At 47.7% G+C, this 16,531-nt stretch carries 22 protein-coding genes; 19 read left to right on the forward strand and 3 right to left on the reverse strand.

Annotated features, from left to right (window positions below; all coding sequences use genetic code 11):
• Nucleotides 1-94 precede the first annotated feature (94 nt).
• Nucleotides 95-301: a hypothetical protein gene (locus AC4IFT_RS12210; protein ID WP_490751450.1), complete on the forward strand. Its 207-nt coding sequence runs from the start codon at nucleotides 95-97 to the stop codon at nucleotides 299-301.
• Here AC4IFT_RS12210 and AC4IFT_RS12215 read toward each other — a convergent pair.
• The 3 genes from AC4IFT_RS12215 to AC4IFT_RS12225 are packed head-to-tail and all read right to left on the reverse strand — an operon-like array spanning nucleotide 281 to nucleotide 3,455.
• Nucleotides 281-598, reverse strand: a complete 318-nt coding sequence (locus AC4IFT_RS12215) for an Ogr/Delta-like zinc finger protein (RefSeq protein WP_490751451.1) — start codon at nucleotides 596-598, stop codon at nucleotides 281-283. The genes AC4IFT_RS12210 and AC4IFT_RS12215 overlap by 21 nt on opposite strands.
• 56 nt (nucleotides 599-654) lie before the next feature.
• Nucleotides 655-1,677 (reverse strand): phage portal protein, encoded by a 1,023-nt coding sequence (locus AC4IFT_RS12220; RefSeq protein ID WP_490751452.1) that lies wholly within the window; start codon nucleotides 1,675-1,677, stop codon nucleotides 655-657.
• A complete protein-coding gene (locus AC4IFT_RS12225; protein WP_490751453.1) occupies nucleotides 1,677-3,455 on the reverse strand; it encodes a terminase large subunit domain-containing protein in 1,779 nt (592 codons plus the stop codon). Before AC4IFT_RS12225 ends, AC4IFT_RS12220 begins: the two co-directional genes overlap by 1 nt.
• Nucleotides 3,456-3,603: 148 nt before the next feature.
• Between AC4IFT_RS12225 and AC4IFT_RS12230 the strand changes: the two genes are divergently transcribed.
• The 18 genes from AC4IFT_RS12230 (at nucleotide 3,604) to AC4IFT_RS12315 (ending at nucleotide 16,528) form a co-directional block, all read left to right on the forward strand.
• Complete coding sequence (locus tag AC4IFT_RS12230) at nucleotides 3,604-4,359, forward strand: GPO family capsid scaffolding protein (protein WP_490751454.1); 756 nt, start codon at nucleotides 3,604-3,606, stop codon at nucleotides 4,357-4,359.
• Nucleotides 4,360-4,405: 46 nt separating this feature from the next.
• Nucleotides 4,406-5,437 carry a phage major capsid protein, P2 family gene (locus AC4IFT_RS12235; protein ID WP_109911420.1) on the forward strand — a complete coding sequence of 344 codons (1,032 nt, stop codon included), beginning with the start codon at nucleotides 4,406-4,408 and terminating at the stop codon, nucleotides 5,435-5,437.
• Nucleotides 5,438-5,475: 38 nt separating this feature from the next.
• Nucleotides 5,476-6,138 (forward strand): phage terminase small subunit, encoded by a 663-nt coding sequence (gene gpM / locus AC4IFT_RS12240; RefSeq protein WP_490751455.1) that lies wholly within the window; start codon nucleotides 5,476-5,478, stop codon nucleotides 6,136-6,138.
• Nucleotides 6,139-6,234: 96 nt separating this feature from the next.
• Entirely contained in the window at nucleotides 6,235-6,687 is a 453-nt protein-coding gene (locus AC4IFT_RS12245; protein ID WP_490751456.1) for a head completion/stabilization protein, read from the forward strand.
• Nucleotides 6,684-7,154, forward strand: coding sequence for a phage tail protein (locus tag AC4IFT_RS12250; protein WP_490751457.1), 471 nt, complete (start codon nucleotides 6,684-6,686; stop codon nucleotides 7,152-7,154). Before AC4IFT_RS12245 ends, AC4IFT_RS12250 begins: the two co-directional genes overlap by 4 nt.
• Entirely contained in the window at nucleotides 7,151-7,819 is a 669-nt protein-coding gene (locus tag AC4IFT_RS12255) for a phage virion morphogenesis protein (protein WP_490751458.1), read from the forward strand. The genes AC4IFT_RS12250 and AC4IFT_RS12255 overlap by 4 nt, the downstream gene beginning before the upstream one ends.
• 24 nt (nucleotides 7,820-7,843) lie before the next feature.
• Entirely contained in the window at nucleotides 7,844-8,965 is a 1,122-nt protein-coding gene (locus tag AC4IFT_RS12260; RefSeq protein ID WP_490751459.1) for a DUF2586 domain-containing protein, read from the forward strand.
• The gene (locus AC4IFT_RS12265; RefSeq protein ID WP_272682644.1) at nucleotides 8,962-9,417 is read left to right on the forward strand and encodes a phage protein; all 456 of its coding nucleotides are present in this window, start codon (nucleotides 8,962-8,964) and stop codon (nucleotides 9,415-9,417) included. Before AC4IFT_RS12260 ends, AC4IFT_RS12265 begins: the two co-directional genes overlap by 4 nt.
• Nucleotides 9,418-9,431: 14 nt before the next feature.
• On the forward strand, nucleotides 9,432-9,734 hold the full coding sequence (locus tag AC4IFT_RS12270) for a phage holin family protein (protein WP_109911427.1): 303 nt from the start codon (nucleotides 9,432-9,434) through the stop codon (nucleotides 9,732-9,734).
• On the forward strand, nucleotides 9,721-10,053 hold the full coding sequence (locus AC4IFT_RS12275; RefSeq protein ID WP_490751460.1) for a M15 family metallopeptidase: 333 nt from the start codon (nucleotides 9,721-9,723) through the stop codon (nucleotides 10,051-10,053). Before AC4IFT_RS12270 ends, AC4IFT_RS12275 begins: the two co-directional genes overlap by 14 nt.
• The gene (locus tag AC4IFT_RS12280) at nucleotides 10,053-10,451 is read left to right on the forward strand and encodes a hypothetical protein (protein WP_490751461.1); all 399 of its coding nucleotides are present in this window, start codon (nucleotides 10,053-10,055) and stop codon (nucleotides 10,449-10,451) included. The genes AC4IFT_RS12275 and AC4IFT_RS12280 overlap by 1 nt, the downstream gene beginning before the upstream one ends.
• A gap of 91 nt (nucleotides 10,452-10,542) precedes the next feature.
• Nucleotides 10,543-10,803, forward strand: a complete 261-nt coding sequence (locus AC4IFT_RS12285; RefSeq protein ID WP_166685132.1) for a putative phage tail assembly chaperone — start codon at nucleotides 10,543-10,545, stop codon at nucleotides 10,801-10,803.
• Nucleotides 10,804-10,835: 32 nt separating this feature from the next.
• Nucleotides 10,836-10,994, forward strand: coding sequence for a DUF6890 family protein (locus AC4IFT_RS12290; RefSeq protein WP_158514051.1), 159 nt, complete (start codon nucleotides 10,836-10,838; stop codon nucleotides 10,992-10,994).
• Nucleotides 10,991-13,066, forward strand: a complete 2,076-nt coding sequence (locus tag AC4IFT_RS12295) for a phage tail tape measure protein (protein WP_490751462.1) — start codon at nucleotides 10,991-10,993, stop codon at nucleotides 13,064-13,066. The genes AC4IFT_RS12290 and AC4IFT_RS12295 overlap by 4 nt, the downstream gene beginning before the upstream one ends.
• On the forward strand, nucleotides 13,059-13,391 hold the full coding sequence (locus tag AC4IFT_RS12300) for a DUF2590 family protein (RefSeq protein ID WP_490751463.1): 333 nt from the start codon (nucleotides 13,059-13,061) through the stop codon (nucleotides 13,389-13,391). Before AC4IFT_RS12295 ends, AC4IFT_RS12300 begins: the two co-directional genes overlap by 8 nt.
• Complete coding sequence (locus tag AC4IFT_RS12305) at nucleotides 13,381-14,565, forward strand: baseplate J/gp47 family protein (protein ID WP_490751464.1); 1,185 nt, start codon at nucleotides 13,381-13,383, stop codon at nucleotides 14,563-14,565. The genes AC4IFT_RS12300 and AC4IFT_RS12305 overlap by 11 nt, the downstream gene beginning before the upstream one ends.
• Complete coding sequence (locus tag AC4IFT_RS12310) at nucleotides 14,558-15,220, forward strand: phage tail protein (RefSeq protein WP_490751465.1); 663 nt, start codon at nucleotides 14,558-14,560, stop codon at nucleotides 15,218-15,220. The genes AC4IFT_RS12305 and AC4IFT_RS12310 overlap by 8 nt, the downstream gene beginning before the upstream one ends.
• 3 nt (nucleotides 15,221-15,223) lie before the next feature.
• Nucleotides 15,224-16,528, forward strand: coding sequence for a phage tail-collar fiber domain-containing protein (locus AC4IFT_RS12315; protein ID WP_490751466.1), 1,305 nt, complete (start codon nucleotides 15,224-15,226; stop codon nucleotides 16,526-16,528).
• The last annotated feature ends 3 nt before the right edge of the window (nucleotides 16,529-16,531 follow it).

Genomic DNA, 16,531 nt, shown 5'->3' on the forward strand with positions numbered 1-16,531 from the left:
ATCGATCAAAAAATTTTAAACTACCTCTTTCATACTAGGTAAATTTACTGTATAAATAACCAGTAAAGTGATTTTATGTAAGAGGATCATGTAGATGCTAGAGGCGTCAGTGGCGTTGGAACGGATAGAAATCATCGCCAGGTTTGGGAGTTTGGATTTATGTAATGATAAAGAGCGCCAAGTTGTATTAGCGCTGATTATGGAAATCGCAGAGGACACACGCAGAATTGAGAAACATAAAATAAAAAAGTCACTCGAAAGTGACAAACGAAAAATAGCTTTAAACGGGGCTGGACTTTAACAAGTCTAGCGCCATTTGGCGCTGTTCAGGGTTTAAATTCTGTATCATCGAACCAATCATTTTATTACTTTTTGCGCTTGGGCTGATGGTATGGTCAAACGTCAGGCTTAATACATAAGTGTGGCCGCATTCGACGTCACTGCATGCACAATAGAGATCTGAAACTTCACGATGCTTTCTATTTGATTTACGAATAATCGCTTTTTCCCCACACTCAGGGCAGAATATTTTTAATACTCGCATGTTCCAAATCTCCGCTTGATAATGACTCCGTAATTTTACCTTATTTTTGTGCATTTTTCATTTCCCTATGACCGTTAAATTCCGTAAATATCATTAATTTTGCGTTATTCTTAATTCAATTGGTGGCTATCTTCTTGAAAAGTGATCTTTAAATGATCGGGCACTTCACCATCATTATTTATCGCGTTGGCAAACATGCGCTGAACAGGAATAATTTCATCTTGTCGGTACGCTTCACGGGCATTGCGTGGGTCACCTAAGCCGCCAACATTGCCAGGAATAATCCCCGCCAACCCCGCAGGGAAACGGTGCGCGGTTAAAATATCTTGCGCACTGATGTTTTTCACATTGCTAAATTCATCATTGGCCGAAATATCCCCCACAGGAATAAACTTGATGCCGTCCGCATCCCCATTGGGAATATGCACGAACATGGTTTCAAAGTTACCAATCCCTTTGCTTTGTTCTAACTTTTTGGTGATCATCACTTCCACTTCATCGGTCAGCATCGGGTCATTACAAAAAATCATTCCCCCAGTATGTGCCCCGTTGTGGTAGTAACGACGACGAAAAATAGTGGCCTCACTGTTTAACATGGCCGCATGAATGCCCCCGATATAATCAGGGATGCCGTAAACTTGCTGTTGGGGGTCATACTGCTTGATGTAAATCACATCGTCAGGGGTATACACCATCGGCTTACCCTCTTGCAAAATCACAAAATCATCATTTTTGCGACGACGCATAAACAGCGCAGGCAGTACATACAGCCCAACCACTTCCCCGTAGTAATTGCGTAGCTTTAAGATGGGCGTATCGCCAAACACAATATAGTCCAACACGCTGGCACGCAGCTCCTGATGCGTGAGGCCACCGCCTTGGTAATCCGATAGCACCATATTGGCACGCGCATGAATAACGCCCCCATGTTGGCCATTTAAATTCACCAATTGCGCCAAGGCGGTGCGGTCTATAGGTAAGCTGTAATGGTCATAATCATTGTCATACCAAATGTTTTGGTATTCCGTATGAGTGGTTAAAATCGGTTCTGGCTTGCCTAATGTGATGATATTCATCGATTTTTTGCTAGCCGTTTGCTTTTGTGCAGTTTTCCGTAACTTTTTCTTACTCATCATGCAGCCTTTTGAAATTTATATTTAGATTTACGCTGTCTTTCATTATTTAGCGGTTCGTTGGCCACGGCGTGTGACGTGGCAAAAAACACGTCTGCGTGACCCGTTTCCTTACTGCGATCCGCGATAAAGGTCATTGAGCCCCCTTTACCCGTGGTGGTGTGCCGAATGGCTAAGAAGCTGGCCATAATTTCTTTTTGCTCAACGTCCCAGGCAATGCGCTGCTCATCCACCAAATCAATCATTTTGAGGACTAATTGAGTTTTGGTATTCTGGCTGTAGTGAATGGCCGTGGTGACGCGCGGGGCAAAGTCGGCCACCATCTCATACACCCCGTGACCAATTCCTGTGGTATCGATGCCGATGTGGGTAAAACGGTATTGGCTGTACAGGTCTTGAATTTGTTTGGCTTGGTGTTTCCAGCTCATGCCTTGCCAATAAAAGGTGGCGAGAATGCGAAAATATTCACCTGCCACCAAAGGCGGTGCGACTATCACAAAGGTGGACGTATCCCCCGAACGTGCGGGGTCGTAACCGCCCCAAACCTCTCTATCCCCAAATGGCCGCACTGCATTGATATCATGGTCATCCCAAATCCCAATATCGATGGCACATTTTTCAAGGTCGTTATATTTGAAAACGGATGCGCCACTGTCCACAAACACGCACATATACAGCATGTTAAAGGTGTCTTTGTTATAGCGGTTGCGCAGTTTTTCAATGGATGCCAGGTTAAATCCATTGCGGACAGCGTCTTCAATGGTAATGACATAGCGCCACTGGCCATCGGGGCAATCACGGCCACCGTCTTGCATCTGTGCGAATGAGGGAAATTCCACATTCTTACGCTTAGCATCACTACCGCACCACTCGTCACCAGTCCAAAATGGGTAAGCGGGATGGGTTTTCGCGCTGGGTGTGGAAAAATAGGTGGTGCGCCATTTGTCGTGGGTTGCCATCGCAGAGGCGACTTCGTTCAGGCGTTTAAAATCAGGCACCCAAAAATATTCATCGCAATACAAATGGCCACTGTATGACTGTGCGGTGTTCTTATTGGTGGATAAGAAGCGAAGCTCTGCACCATTACTTAAACGGATAGGGTTCCCCGTAAGCGTGACCCCGAAGAATTTATCCGCGATATTGACGATATAGGAACGGAATACCTCCGCTTGCGGTCGTGAAGCCGATAAAAAGATTTGTGGGTCGCCTGTGAGTACCGCATCTTCAAACGCTTCAAAGGCAAAGTACCAGGTCGCCCCGATTTGGCGTGATTTGAGGATATTGCGAATGGCTTTTTTAATATTGATACGCAGGTGTTTTTGGTAACCAAACAGCATTTCATCCGCGAATTTCTGAAAGTCATCTGGGGTCAGTTCAGAGATATCATTTTTCTTATAGCGGCGCTTTTTCTTGGTTTCGCCATCGTCATTTGTACTGTATTCCCCGCCAGACTCGCCTTGCGCTTTGATTTCAGCCAGCTTTTCCTTGTGCTTATTGGCCTGCGCCATCAATTTGACGTGATGTGCAATGAGCCTGTCGAGCTCCTCCAGTTCAAGTTCCGTTTTTTTATTGCGCTCCGATAACAGCGCAATGCGTCGGTTAATTGCCTCCAATACGCTTTCATGGTTGAGCATATCCGCCCAACACCATTTTTGCGCCCAATAGTAGACAATCCGCCTGTTAGGCAGATTAAGTTCCTCCGCGATTTCAGCGGGGGTATAGCGTCGCAAATAAAGTGATTTGGCGACCTGTATTTTTGCATCTGAGTGTTTAGCCATAGTGGTGCCATTGTGCAATGTTCAGAAATTGCAGGCATCTACCTGTTTTCGGTAATGGCGGGATAACCGAACTCAACCATTCGCACCATGAATAAGAATTGGCAATACTGATGGCTCAAAAGGAACGGAATGCAGCTAAGGATTTTGAATGTCGCAATTACGCACAACATGGCTCTGCATTGCCACGGAAGGTGAAACCGTTGATGGTCGGGAAATTCTGCCCGAGGAAATTATCGAAATGGCAGAAACCTATGATCCCGATTTGTACACCGCCATGATTTGGCCTAGACACAATAAACGGGGAGAAAATCGGGGTGATCCGCTGGGTGAGGTTTTGGAATTACGTGCGGATACCGATGAAAGCGATACGTTACGTTTATATGCCGTACTTCGCCCTTTTGTTCGTTTGTTGGAAATGAACAGCCAAAACCGTGGGGTGTTTACCTCAGTCGAGATGGATACCGATTTTCGCAATTCAGGCGTGACATATTTAGAAGGCTTGGCGGTAACGGACACCCCAGCCAGTGTAGGTACGACAAGGCTCGACTTTAGTCGTCAAAAACAAAGGAAACGAAAAATGGCAAAACCCGCAAAGAAAACATGGCGTCAGCACTTTGGCATTGAAGAAGTCAAAGAAGAAAAGCCAACCGAAACCACCGTTGATGATGAGGTGTTATCGGGCATGGCGGCAGATTTGGCGGCAGCACTGACTAAAATCGCTGAATTAGAAACCATGTTGGAACAAGCGCAAAGTGATGTGGAAGTGGTGAAAGACGTGGTGGACACCGAAGGTTTCGCCAAACTGCGCGACAACTTACCGGAAATCACCAAATCATTCAGCAAAGTGGCGACCCAGCTCCCAGGGAAAAACCCCGCAGGCCGTAAAGAGTTTGTACACCTCTAATCCATTGTGATCAGAGCCCATTACTGAATTTTGGAGAGGGATTTCCATGTTTTTAAACAATACGGCCAGAACGTATTTAAAAGGCCATAAGTCAGGCCTTGAACGCTCATACAACATTGATGATGCGTCGAAATATTTTGCCATCACCGAACCCAAAGAAATTGCGTTGCGTAAAGCGATTATGGAATCGGTTGAGTTTCTCAACCTGATTTACTGCGCGGACGTTGACCAATTGGCTGGCCAAGTGATTTCAGTGGGTAACCCAGGGTTATTCACGGGGCGTAAAAAAGGTGGCCGTTTCATGCGTGAAACGGGGATTGATGGCAATGAGTATAAATTAGCTGAAACCGACTCAGGGGCGTTTTTACCGTGGGATGTGCTGTCAGTTTGGGCAAACTCAGGCGGTGAAAATGAGTTTTACCAACGGATGCAAAATTTCGTTAATGAAAGCTTTGCCCTCGACATGCTGCGTATTGGTTTTAACGGTACCCATGTGGCCGATAGCACCGATGCGAAAAAGTACCCAAATGGGGAAGATGTCAACAAAGGTTGGCACCAAATCGCCAAAGAATGGGACGGTGGAAAACAAGTGATCTCCGAATCCATCACCTTGGATGAAAAAGGTGATTTCCGTTCGCTCGATGCAATGGCGCAAGAAGTGGTAAACACCTGTATTCCTGTGCAATACCGCACCGACCCACGCCTTGTGGTGTTAGTGGGGGCTGACTTGGTTGCCGCTGAGCAGCATCGCTTATATCAAGCCGCTGACCGCCCAACAGAGAAAATTGCCGCGCAATTATTGGGTACCACTATCGCAGGCCGTGCCGCGTATATCCCGCCATTTATGCCAGGGAAACGCTTAGTGGTTACGACGTTATCCAATTTGCACCTGTACACGCAGCGCAATACGCGCCAACGCAAAGCGGAATTTGTGGATGACCGTAAACAGTATGAAAACAATTATCTGCGTAACGAGGGCTATGCTTTGGAATACCCTGAGCTGTACGGGGCAATTGATGAGTCAGCGGTCACTATCGGTGAATTGATTGAGCCGAAAGACACCGTCGAGACAGACTAATGTTATCACCAGGCCAACGTCACCGCCTAAAAGTGGAAATGCGCCAAAAGCTGGAGCAGCAACAAGCGATTGCCATTGCCGATGGCGAAAGTATGCACTTACAAGCGCGTGCCGTTGACAAGGATGCAGCACGGCTCAAAGGGATGACCAACGCAGAACGCACCGAGATAAAACGGCAGGAATTTTTGCCCAATTATCTGCCGACTGCCCAGCGTTATCTGGACGACGGGAAAATCTATAAAAACCCGATTTTTGCCTACTGTGTCGTGTGGCTGTTTGATGTGGGGGAATTCCAGCAAGGATTGGATTGGGCGGACATCGCCATTGAGCAAGGACAGCTTACCCCAACAGGCTTTAAAAGTGGCTTTCCTGCCTTTGTGGCTGACACCATCTTGCAATGGGCGCAGCTTGAAACGGAAGCAGGCCATGCCATCGAGCCCTATTTTTCACGCACGTTTCACAACGTCACCGAAAAATGGCGAGTTCACGAAAAGATTAAGTCCAAATGGTACAAATTCGCCGCCTTGGAAATCCTCAAAGGGGATAACAGTGAAGCGAAAGCCAGTGCCATTGATAACGTGGATGATTTAGAAAAAGCCGATGCCTACCTTGCGAGGGCGCATCAGCTAAACCCGAAAAGTGGCGTAAGAACCCATCGCACGCGTATTGCTATGCGACTGCGGGCACTTACTGCCGAATGACTACCGCAAGCCAAGTGGGCGCAGCTGAGGCAATGCAATTGATTGCAATTGGCCAAGGAAGCTGGCCTTGCCCACTTTTTATATTAAGGACAACCCATGTTTGATGGTAATAGCGGTAATTATCGCCAAGAAATCATTACTAATGACGGTTTTTGGCCAGATGTGGATTTACTGGAGTTTCAGAAAAGCCGTTCGCTACCGACCAGTATCGATACGGATTTTTTGGCCGACGCACTACTGAATACCATCACGGAAATTAATGGTGAGCTCACTAGTGTGAAAAATCAGCATCACGCCAAAGGCTACCAGCAAGCGGCAGAAGTGCCCGGAGTGCAACGTAATGGCCGTAATGCGTTATGTGCGCAGTATTTAAAAGCGGTGTTTGCGCGAGCTAAAGCGGATTTATTGGGGGAATACAGTTCCATTGTGAATCGCGCCCCGAACTCGCAGCAAGAAAGCCCTGAACTGCGTAACCGCCTGTTAGCGGAATCCTCATTAGTGATCCGCAATATGAAAGGCCTAAAACGCGCCACGGTAACCATGATATGAGCAAATTGCAGCAATTAACCGCCTTTTTAAAGGCTAACTTGCCCGATGGCGTGTGCAATGTGGAGTTTTCCAGTGTGATGGATAGCATTCAGTTTATCCCTGCGCAGCGCGATTTGGGCAATGACCAATACCGAATGCACATCAAACAATATGACGCGACGATTGCGTGGGGACGTTTCCCCTATCGCCAAGTGAACCCTGATTATATCGGTATCTTGATTGATGCGTGGCTCAATGAAAATGACGATATCGATGATATTCAGCTGGATTTAGAGCGCCCATCAATGGACGTGGATTTAAATGAAAGCCACCAAGCGGTGGTAATTGTCACGCTGCAATTGGCGGAGAACGTCAACATGCGAGAGGACGAAAATGGTATTGTGCCGATGGATGGTAAGCGCTGGACACTGTGTGACCCTGATGTGTGGATTGCCCAAGAAGCGGATATTGCAGGCGTTCACTCATGATAAGCGGCCAGTTGAACCAAACCCAATTTAACACGCTGCAAGAGGCGCTTAAGCGGTTTGATTTAACCCCGAAAAAACGCCAACGCTTATTATGGCGCATCGCGAAATATGGCGTGATAGCGGCAGCAAAACGCAATGTTCGCAACCAACAAACGCCAGAGGGCGAACCGTGGCAACAACGCCAGGGAAACTGGCGCAAAAAGATGCTGCGTAATATGCCTAAAGTGCTGCACATCAAGGAACTGCCCGAAACCGAAAGCGTGCGGATTTACCTCAAAGGGGGCAAATACCGCAACGGGAAAAAACAAGTTCCTGCGGGGGTTGTGGGTTACTCACAACAACATGGGATGAATGTGACCGTGAATAAATCCAGCTTTAAATCTGAGCGCGATAAAACACGGCCAGCCACTAAGAAGCAAGCTAAAAAGTTGCGGGCGCTGGGGTACAAGGAGCGCAAAGGCAAAGGCTGGCGTAAACCGCCTGTAAAAGCCATTGAAAGCGGGATGAGCTTTGCTAAAGCAGGTTTATTAATTCGCACCTTAAGCGATGAGACGCCACAAAATTCATGGGTGATTGATGTGCCAGCGCGTGAATTTTTGGGCATCAATCAAGATGAATTTGAAAAAGCCCTCGCACGGCAACTGCAAGGGATTGGGTTTGGTTAAACAACCATAAAAGAGGGATTTTTTATGACATGGCCATCTGTACAGGTGAACCAAGTAAATCAGCTACAAGGGGAAACCAAAGAGGTTGAACGCACGGTATTGTTTATGGGTACGGGCAATACTAACGTAGGTAAAACGGTTTCCGTCAACACACAAACGGATTTTGATGATGTGTTAGGCCGTGAAGATAGCGACCTGAAACGCAATGTGATGGCCGCCATGAATAACGCGGGACAAAACTGGTCGGCTTATCTTCATGTGATGGCGGTTGATGCTGAGCCGCTGGGGTTTGTGGATGCAGTGATTGCCGCGCAAGACGTGGCCAGTGTGGAGGGTTACGTTTTATTGACCGCGGCTAGCAAAGAAGTCATTGATGCCGCCAATACCTTGCGTGAAACCTTAATCGCCAAATATGGCCGTTGGGTCTGGTCAATCATTACCGTGGATACCCCCACCAAAGACGAAAGCTGGCCAGATTATGTGGCTCGCATTATTGCCTTACAAAAAGGCATTGCTGCCCCGTCAGTACAACTGGTGCCACAACTGTGGGGTAAAGAAGCAGGTGTATTAGCAGGCCGTTTATGTACCCGTTCGGTAACTATCGCAGACACGCCTGCGCGGGTAAAAACAGGCGCATTAAAAGACATGGGCGCAACGCTACCCCTTGATGGCACAGGCAAAGAGATTGATTTAGCGACTTTGCAGGCGTTAGAGAAAAACCGCCTCAGTGTGCCGATGTGGTACCCCGATTACGACGGTTTGTACTGGGCTGATGGGCGCACATTAGACGTGGAAGGCGGTGACTTTCAAAACATCGAAAACCTGCGCATTGTCGATAAAGTGGCGCGAAACGTGCGCATTCGGGCAATTGCCAAAATTGGTGACCGTAGCTTAAACAGTACACCCAATTCAATTGAAACCCACAAAAGCTATTTTGCCCGTGTGATGCGTGAAATGGCACGCTCTAGCCAAATCAACGGTATTACGTTCCCAGGGGAATGCAAACCGCCACAGGATAGCGATGTGGTCATTACGTGGATGAGCAAAACCAAAGTCGCGGTCTATTTTGTGGTTCGCACTTATGAGTGTCCAAAAGGCATTGAAGCGAGTGTGATCTTAGATACCAGCTTGGAGGGCGCAGCATGAGTAAACGGATTTCGGGTCAGTCGTTTGATTTCAACCTAGACGGCTCACTCATTCATGTTGAGAAATCAACGTTAAACCTTACGGATAACACGGGCGTAGCCCAAACCAATGGCGTGCCCGATGGTTGGGTATCTGGGGATGTGTCTGGCGAAGGTGAGCTGGAATTTAGCACTAAAGCGTTAGCCATTTTAAAAGCCAAAGCCCGTGCAGCTGGCTCATGGCGCAGCATCCCCGAAGTGGATTTGATGTGGTACGCCAAAGCAGGCGGCGAGGAAATGAAGGTGGAAGCCTTTGGCTGCAAATTACTGCTATCGGACATTTTAGATCATGACCCGAAAGGCGGTACCACGGTCAATTTAAAAGTGAAATTCCTTGTCACCAGCCCTGATTTTGTGCGCTTGGATGGCATTCCTTACCTTGAATCTGAATTGACAGACAAACTAATTGGTTAAAAGGAACAGTGTTCATGGAAGAACATGAAAAAACATTTATCACTTTGTTTTTTATGGGGGTGCTTATTGCTGTTGGCAAAATCCTCACCAGTGACGAACAAATTACCGCCCGCTTGTTTTTCGGGCGTGTCTTTCTGGGAGCCGCAATTTCAGTCATGGCAGGTGCCGCGCTGATTTGGTTCCCCAATATCTCACCTTTAGCGGTCACGGGGATTGGTACCGCTTTTGGGATTGCAGGTTACCAGCTAGTTGAAATGTGGCTTAAAAAGCGTGGAAAAGCGTTATTACAAGGAAAGTTAAAAGATGACATTAAGTGAGAAACAAGCCTTATTCACCGTAATGATCGGCAGGCTAATTTTATGGGCAGATGAGCACGGTTATCGCCTAACCTTTGGCGAAGCCTTTCGTACCACCGAACAAGCCAGCGCGAATGCCAAAACAGGCAAAGGCATCAAAAACAGCTTGCATATATCGCGCCTAGCCGTGGACTTTAATTTATTTATCAACGGCCAATACCTTGAAGATACCCCAAGTTATTTGCCTCTGGGCGAATATTGGGAATCTATCGGGGGCACTTGGGGCGGCCGATTTAATGATGGCAACCATTTCAGCTTAGCCCATAACGGGGTGAAGTAATGGCCAAACAACTTGCGTTCGTGTTCGCACTAGGGTTAGCGGCCTTTGGCGCAGGTTGGTGGGTCAACGGGCTTTATCACGACAGCTTGCAGCTCAACATTGAACGAGCTGCCAAACAAGCAGGCGATAAAGCCCGAGCCGAAGCCCAAGCCATTTCTCGTGAGTCTGCGCGTCAGCTTGAAAACCAATTGGAGAATATCGCCAATGCAACGCCCAGGGAAATCAGAACCGAAGTTATTAAACCTGTGTTCACTAACGTGTGTGTTAGTCCTGAGTTTGTCAGCTTGTACAACCGCGCCGCCGAGCGTATCGAGCGAGAGTTATCAGGAAAACCTGTTAACCAAGTGCCCAATCTTGTTGCCGAGACTGAACGGGCAAACGGGCAAGCACGTCAGTGAACCGTTAGAACTATTTTTAACCTTGTACGGCAATTGTGCCGCACGTCACAACCAATTAGTGGATGACATTAACCGCAAAAGGAATTGAACCATGAGCCAACCAATCACATTAGATATCGCAGGAAAAGATTACCGTTTCGAACCCAACATGACCGCCTATAACGGGTTTATCAATGAAATGGCGATGGACAATAAAATTGCCCCTGCCCACACCTATTTACGCCGCATTGTGATGAAAGACGACAAAGACGCGCTGGATGAACTGTTAAAACAGCCAGGTGCCGCGCTGCAAATCGCTTCATCCATCAATGAGCAATACGCCCCGAAATTGGACATTAGCGTAAAAAACTGAGGGCACGGGTTGAATCTATCGAGCGTAATGAGTTGGAGCAATTTATTGCGCTGCGTCGTCATTACTATCCTCATGATAATGATGAAATTGATAGTTTGGCTCGTGCTGCATGGCTGAATAACCAACACTGGGAAAATATGCGCATTGCCGTGGCCAATGGCATTGCACTGGCGTTAAAGGGTGATAAATGAACTCATTAGATTTTACCTTAAGCTTAATTGATAACGTGACGCAGCCGCTAAAACAGGCACAGTCTGCGTTATCCAATTTTGCCAATGAGAGTCAAAAAGCCTTTACCCAAAGTGCCATTGGCGTGGCAGGGTTAGCGGGTGCGTTATTTTCCTTAAAAGGCTTACTTGACCCTGCGCTGCAAATGAATGAAGCGCTACAGACCGCCAGTTTGCAAGGTGTGGATGCGAGCGCGATGAAAAACGTTACCCAAGCGGCCATGAAATTCAGTGCGCAATATGGTAAATCCTCGGTGGAATTTACCCAATCTGCGCTCACCATCCGCAAAGCCATTCAAGGCGTGGCCGATAACGAACTGCCTTATTTAACCACGGTGACCAATACCACGGCCACCGCCTTAAAAAGTACCGCAGATGAAACCACCGCCTATATGGGGCAGATGTTTTCGCAGTTTTCCACCTACGCTAATCAAGTGGGCAAAAGCCAATTTGCCGAAGAACTGGCAGGCAAAGCGCTGTATATGTCGCAAGCCTTTGGTACTTCAATGGCTGACATTACAGGATTAATGGAGGGCGCAAGGTCGGCAGGGACTCACTTTGGCGTGGGTATCGATGAACAGTTAGCCGTGTTGGGGGAATTACAGCGCACATTGGGCAGCGAAGCCAGCAGCGCTTATGAGGGATTTATGACGGGCGCGGAAGATGGGGCTAAAAAACTGGGGCTGAGCTTTGTCGATGCGTCGGGGAAAATGAATTCCTTGCCGGAAATGTTGGGCAAATTACAGCAAAAGTACGGTAGCAATATCGACGGCAACCTCAAAGCGCAAAAAGAGATTGAGGCCGCTTTTGGGGATTCGGCCATTGTGGTGAAGCAGCTCTATGGTGATGTGGATGCATTACGCAAAAATATCACCGCCTTGGGCGCGAACGATGGCATGAAACGTACCCGAGAAATGGCCGAGCAATTGGCCGACCCGTGGGAACGCTTAATGGCCATTTGGACTAATGTACGTGTGGCCGTGGGGATGACGCTATTGCCTGTCATTAATCCACTGGTGAATAAAATTGCAGAGATGGGGCAAACCGTCCAGCGTTGGTTAACCTTGTTCCCCAATATCGCCAAATACGTGGGCTATATCGCCACCAGTATCACAGGCGTGGCCGCTGCGGGAGCGATGGCCAATATCGTGATGGGCATTAGCAAATTTATTTGGGCGGGGTTAGTGGTGGTCTGGAAACTGAGCCTTGCCACGTTGAAATTAATCCCTGGGGCGGTCTGGCTGGCCAATAAAGCGATGGTAATTTGGCAGGCTACGTTAAAACTTTTACGCGGTACCTTGTTGGCGCTACGGATGGCCGCCATCACCGCAGGCATTGGCTTCAACCTAATGAGCTTGCCCATCATTTTGATTATTGGGGCGATTGCGTTATTAGGTGTGGGAATTTATTACCTGATTAAACACTGGGATGCAGTAAAAGCAGCCATCCAAGATACCACCACATTTAAAGTGTTGGCCGCAGTTGTGATGGCAGTTGGCCAAGTGTTTATCGATGTATGGGAATGGATTGGCCAAGGTTGGGAAACGCTGTGCAATTGGTTTGGTGAGTTTTCATTAACCGAAACCTTTGAGACCGTCGCCAACAGCATCCGCGATATTTTCGGCAATGTGTGGGCGTGGGTAAAACAGACCTTTGCCGATATCTATAACTCGTTTGTCGATACCTTAAATTATTTACCCGGTGTTGAAATTGAACGCATGGAGGTCAACACCCCAGCCGCTCAAGCCACCAATAGCGTGCCTGATGTTGAGGGCATGGCGGCGGTCGAGATTATTCGTCAGCAACAATTGTTTATGCAGGCACAAGTTGAGCAAGCGGAGCCCATTACCAATACACAAATATTAACGGGCAAACAGCTCAAAGGCATTGATAAAAATGGCATTGGGAAAAATGCCGTGGGTTCAACAACCAGTCATGTCGATAACAGTCGAAATTATGAAAATGTAGTCATTAAAGTTGAAACAATGCCATCACCACAACAATTAACCGAATATGAGATGTTAGCGCATGGATAGCCAATACATTGATTTATTAATCACGGAGCGTGATTTTACCTTGAATTCGGGCAGTGAGCCGATTTTGTGCAATAACCGTGTTTCCATCGCTCAAGATTGTGTCCATGCCATTATGGAAAGCGGCTTGGCCACACAATTGGTGGGTGAACGTAGCCCCACCTTACGGGCAGATATTCGCAACCAAATTGAGATGCTTGTGGAATATGACGAGCGCATTGTCCCAGGGACAATTTCCATTCACGAAGAATCGCCCGTGAAATTGTGGATCACCGCAGAAACCTACGATTTTGGCCGCATGGATGTGGGAGTGGATTATGGCGACTAAACCCGACATTGATTATGAAAAAGTCCTGCAAGATAGCGGGATGCCAACCACCGAGGCCGAAATTCACGCACAATTTAACCAAGTGGTGGCCGATGAGGGGTTAGTGACCAATACCTCACGGATGTCACCGTTTTGGCGACTGATTACCACCATCGTGACCAAGCCCGCAATGTGGTTAAAAGAGGCCTTGGTCAATATCGTCATGCGCAATATGTATTTGGCCACGGCATCAGGGGCATGGCTTGATTTGTTTGCTTGGGGCGTCAATTTAACCCGCAAACCTGCCACCCAAGCCCACGGTGTGATCCGCTTTTATAAAGTGGCAGGCGCTAGCGCAGTCACCGTACCCAAAGGCACCATCATCCAAACGGAGCGCATCGCGGGGGTGATTTACAGCGTGAGTACCATTCAAGCCGTGGAGATTACCGCAGGCCAGCAAAGCCAGTTAATCCCTGTAATAGCAGATATGGCAGGCGGTGCGCATAACCTCGCCCCAGGCTATTTTCGTATACTGCCTGTTGCCGTCGCAGGGATTGAACAAGTGCAAAGTGAAAATGATTGGTTAACGACGCCAGGTGCGGATGCTGAAAGCGACGATGACTTGCGTGACCGCTGCCGCAACCAATTCAATTTAGTGGGGAACTACCACACGGATGCGGTTTATCGCGGCATGATAGCCAGCCTTGTGGGCTTGAGCATTGACCGCATTTTCTTTTTGCATGATGCGCCCCGTGGTGCAGGTACCGCCAATGCGTATTTGTTATTAGACAGTGGCGTGGCAAGCCAGCCTTTTATCGACCAAGTGAATGAGTACGTGATGAAACAAGGCCATCACGGCCACGGTGATGACATGCAGTGCTTTGCCATGCCAGAAACACAGCATGCTTTAGTTTTAACTTTATTCGTCGATAACCTCGGCAACTTTAGTGCGGAACAACTGGGCAGCTTAAAAAATGAGGTGAACGATTTGGTGCGCTGCGCCTTTCGTGAAAACAGTTTGTACCAGGTCAAACAGACATGGCCATATTCACGGTTTTCATTCTCTAACTTGGGGCGCGAACTGCACCGTCAATTTAGTGATATTCAGTCACTGCATTTTTCATTGGGAGATATCACCAGCGAGCTCAACGTGCCGCGCTTAACATCGTTAGTGGTTGAGGTGAAAAATGTCTGACTTTCACGAAAAACTTAAACGCCTTGCGCTACCAAGTTGGATGGACAAAGGCGAGCCCGCCAAGCTACTGGCGGCATTACGTCGTTTCTGGACATTGATTTACAGCTGGCTAACGTGGCCATTAGCCCAATTGGACGCTGAAACCTGCACAGAAGCATTACTGAACTTACTGGCATATCAGCGGGATATTCAGCGCTTCAATGGTGAGCCATTGGACTTATACCGCAAGCGAGTGAAATACGCTTTTATCAACGCCAAAGACAGTGGCAGCGTGGCGGGGTTTATCGCCATTTTTGAACGGTTAGGCATTGGCAACGTATTGATTAAAGAGCGCCAGCCGCACATTGATTGGGACGTGATTATTTTAGTGCTCAATGATGAGCAGCTCTCACGCGCCCCTGATTTGCTGATCAACATCATTTACCAGTATGGGCGCACCTGCCGACGCTATCAGTTTGAAGTGATTAACGATTATCAACTGAATATGCGAGTGGGCAGCATTGAGGGCGAGCACATCAGCTATCACGCGAAATTACCCATGCCTATTTTGACGTTACGAGTGGGTGAAATTGCCAGTGATATTCAAATCAGTTATGCGACGCTGCAAGGAAGCAGCGCACCCAATATGACCTATGGGGCATCATTAAAAGGATAAATTATGTCATCAGTCATTACCCTTGAATTTGAGCACTACAAAGCGCAGGAAGCCGCAACAGGTAAGCCCATCATTTTAGATGAGTTTGTGTTTGCCTTAGTGCCAAATTTAGACCCAAAGAAACCCATTGAGCGCACCGAAAAACTGCCCGATGCCAAACACATCGTACACCGCCAAGCAATTAACAAGGCGGGATTAGTCAGCGAAAATGCGGTGGCTTATAGCGTGACGTTGGGCACGGAAATCGGTGATTTCGAATTTAACTGGATTGGGCTGTTAAACAAAGCTAGCAATTCCGTAGCGATGATCACCCATGCCCCGACACAAAAGAAACTGCGCACCCAAGGTGGCCAACAGGGCAATGTCTTAACCCGCTCATTTTTACTGGAGTTTGACGGGGCGGCCAAAGATACCGCGATTAATACCACCGCAGAAACGTGGCAAATTGATTTTACGGCTCGCTTAACGGGGATTGATGAAGCGCAGCGTCTCACTAATACCGACAGCTACGGTGAGGCGGCTTTTTTTGGCTCTGCCTTTGAAGTCACTCGCGATGGCGAACAATTTGCGGTAAATAGCGGTTTAGCCTATGTGGGCGGCTTGCGTGGTGAGCTGGCGAAAAGCCAAGTATTCAATAAATTACGCGATACCCACATTTATGCGGATTTTAGCTATCAGGGTAACTTACTCAGCCAATGGCAAACGGTGGTTAAACTCACCACGGGCAATCAACTCAAACACTATGTGGACAGCAGCGGTTATGCCCATTTTGTATTTGCCATTGCCGCGATTGATAAAACGGGGACTGTCACCGATTTACGCCCGCAAGGGGCGAAATGGGAACAAAGCATCGCACAAATCAAACAGCAATATGCGCTGAAAAGTGAGATGAAATCATGGCGCTATGTCGCCAAAGGCAATGAAACGACCCTCACCCCAAACGAGGTATTTCATCACTGTTTGCTGTTTATTAATGGCCTTGAGCAATACGCCAATTATTCTTTTGCCGTTGAAAACAATACGATTTATTTAGCCGAGCCGTTGCTAAAAGACGACCACATTGAGGTGCTGATTAATGTGCCAGTGATTAGCCCACGTGCGTTACATGCAGGCTCTGAAACTGATGTGTTACGAAATGAAGTGGAGGCACTCAGAACCACGGTGAAGAACTTAAAGGGAAAGGATTTTATTAGTGCGGACGGCCAGAACTTGGCGGCCATCGGCTCTGATGAAAACATTTTTATTTCAAAAAAACAGTTGCAGCACATTCACGACATTGAAGTCGAAACCACCATTAAAGGGAAATAGCGA

This window comes from Providencia sp. UF-183 (assembly GCF_058246155.1).

Coding starts and splice junctions, on each gene's coding strand:
- AC4IFT_RS12210 (WP_490751450.1), top strand. CDS start 95: ATGCTAGAGGCGTCAGTGGCGTTGGAACGGATAGAAATCATCGCCAGG.
- AC4IFT_RS12215 (WP_490751451.1), bottom strand. CDS start 598: ATGCACAAAAATAAGGTAAAATTACGGAGTCATTATCAAGCGGAGATT.
- AC4IFT_RS12220 (WP_490751452.1), bottom strand. CDS start 1,677: ATGAGTAAGAAAAAGTTACGGAAAACTGCACAAAAGCAAACGGCTAGC.
- AC4IFT_RS12225 (WP_490751453.1), bottom strand. CDS start 3,455: ATGGCTAAACACTCAGATGCAAAAATACAGGTCGCCAAATCACTTTAT.
- AC4IFT_RS12230 (WP_490751454.1), top strand. CDS start 3,604: ATGTCGCAATTACGCACAACATGGCTCTGCATTGCCACGGAAGGTGAA.
- AC4IFT_RS12235 (WP_109911420.1), top strand. CDS start 4,406: ATGTTTTTAAACAATACGGCCAGAACGTATTTAAAAGGCCATAAGTCA.
- gpM (WP_490751455.1), top strand. CDS start 5,476: ATGCGCCAAAAGCTGGAGCAGCAACAAGCGATTGCCATTGCCGATGGC.
- AC4IFT_RS12245 (WP_490751456.1), top strand. CDS start 6,235: ATGTTTGATGGTAATAGCGGTAATTATCGCCAAGAAATCATTACTAAT.
- AC4IFT_RS12250 (WP_490751457.1), top strand. CDS start 6,684: ATGAGCAAATTGCAGCAATTAACCGCCTTTTTAAAGGCTAACTTGCCC.
- AC4IFT_RS12255 (WP_490751458.1), top strand. CDS start 7,151: ATGATAAGCGGCCAGTTGAACCAAACCCAATTTAACACGCTGCAAGAG.
- AC4IFT_RS12260 (WP_490751459.1), top strand. CDS start 7,844: ATGACATGGCCATCTGTACAGGTGAACCAAGTAAATCAGCTACAAGGG.
- AC4IFT_RS12265 (WP_272682644.1), top strand. CDS start 8,962: ATGAGTAAACGGATTTCGGGTCAGTCGTTTGATTTCAACCTAGACGGC.
- AC4IFT_RS12270 (WP_109911427.1), top strand. CDS start 9,432: ATGGAAGAACATGAAAAAACATTTATCACTTTGTTTTTTATGGGGGTG.
- AC4IFT_RS12275 (WP_490751460.1), top strand. CDS start 9,721: ATGACATTAAGTGAGAAACAAGCCTTATTCACCGTAATGATCGGCAGG.
- AC4IFT_RS12280 (WP_490751461.1), top strand. CDS start 10,053: ATGGCCAAACAACTTGCGTTCGTGTTCGCACTAGGGTTAGCGGCCTTT.
- AC4IFT_RS12285 (WP_166685132.1), top strand. CDS start 10,543: ATGAGCCAACCAATCACATTAGATATCGCAGGAAAAGATTACCGTTTC.
- AC4IFT_RS12295 (WP_490751462.1), top strand. CDS start 10,991: ATGAACTCATTAGATTTTACCTTAAGCTTAATTGATAACGTGACGCAG.
- AC4IFT_RS12300 (WP_490751463.1), top strand. CDS start 13,059: ATGGATAGCCAATACATTGATTTATTAATCACGGAGCGTGATTTTACC.
- AC4IFT_RS12305 (WP_490751464.1), top strand. CDS start 13,381: ATGGCGACTAAACCCGACATTGATTATGAAAAAGTCCTGCAAGATAGC.
- AC4IFT_RS12310 (WP_490751465.1), top strand. CDS start 14,558: ATGTCTGACTTTCACGAAAAACTTAAACGCCTTGCGCTACCAAGTTGG.
- AC4IFT_RS12315 (WP_490751466.1), top strand. CDS start 15,224: ATGTCATCAGTCATTACCCTTGAATTTGAGCACTACAAAGCGCAGGAA.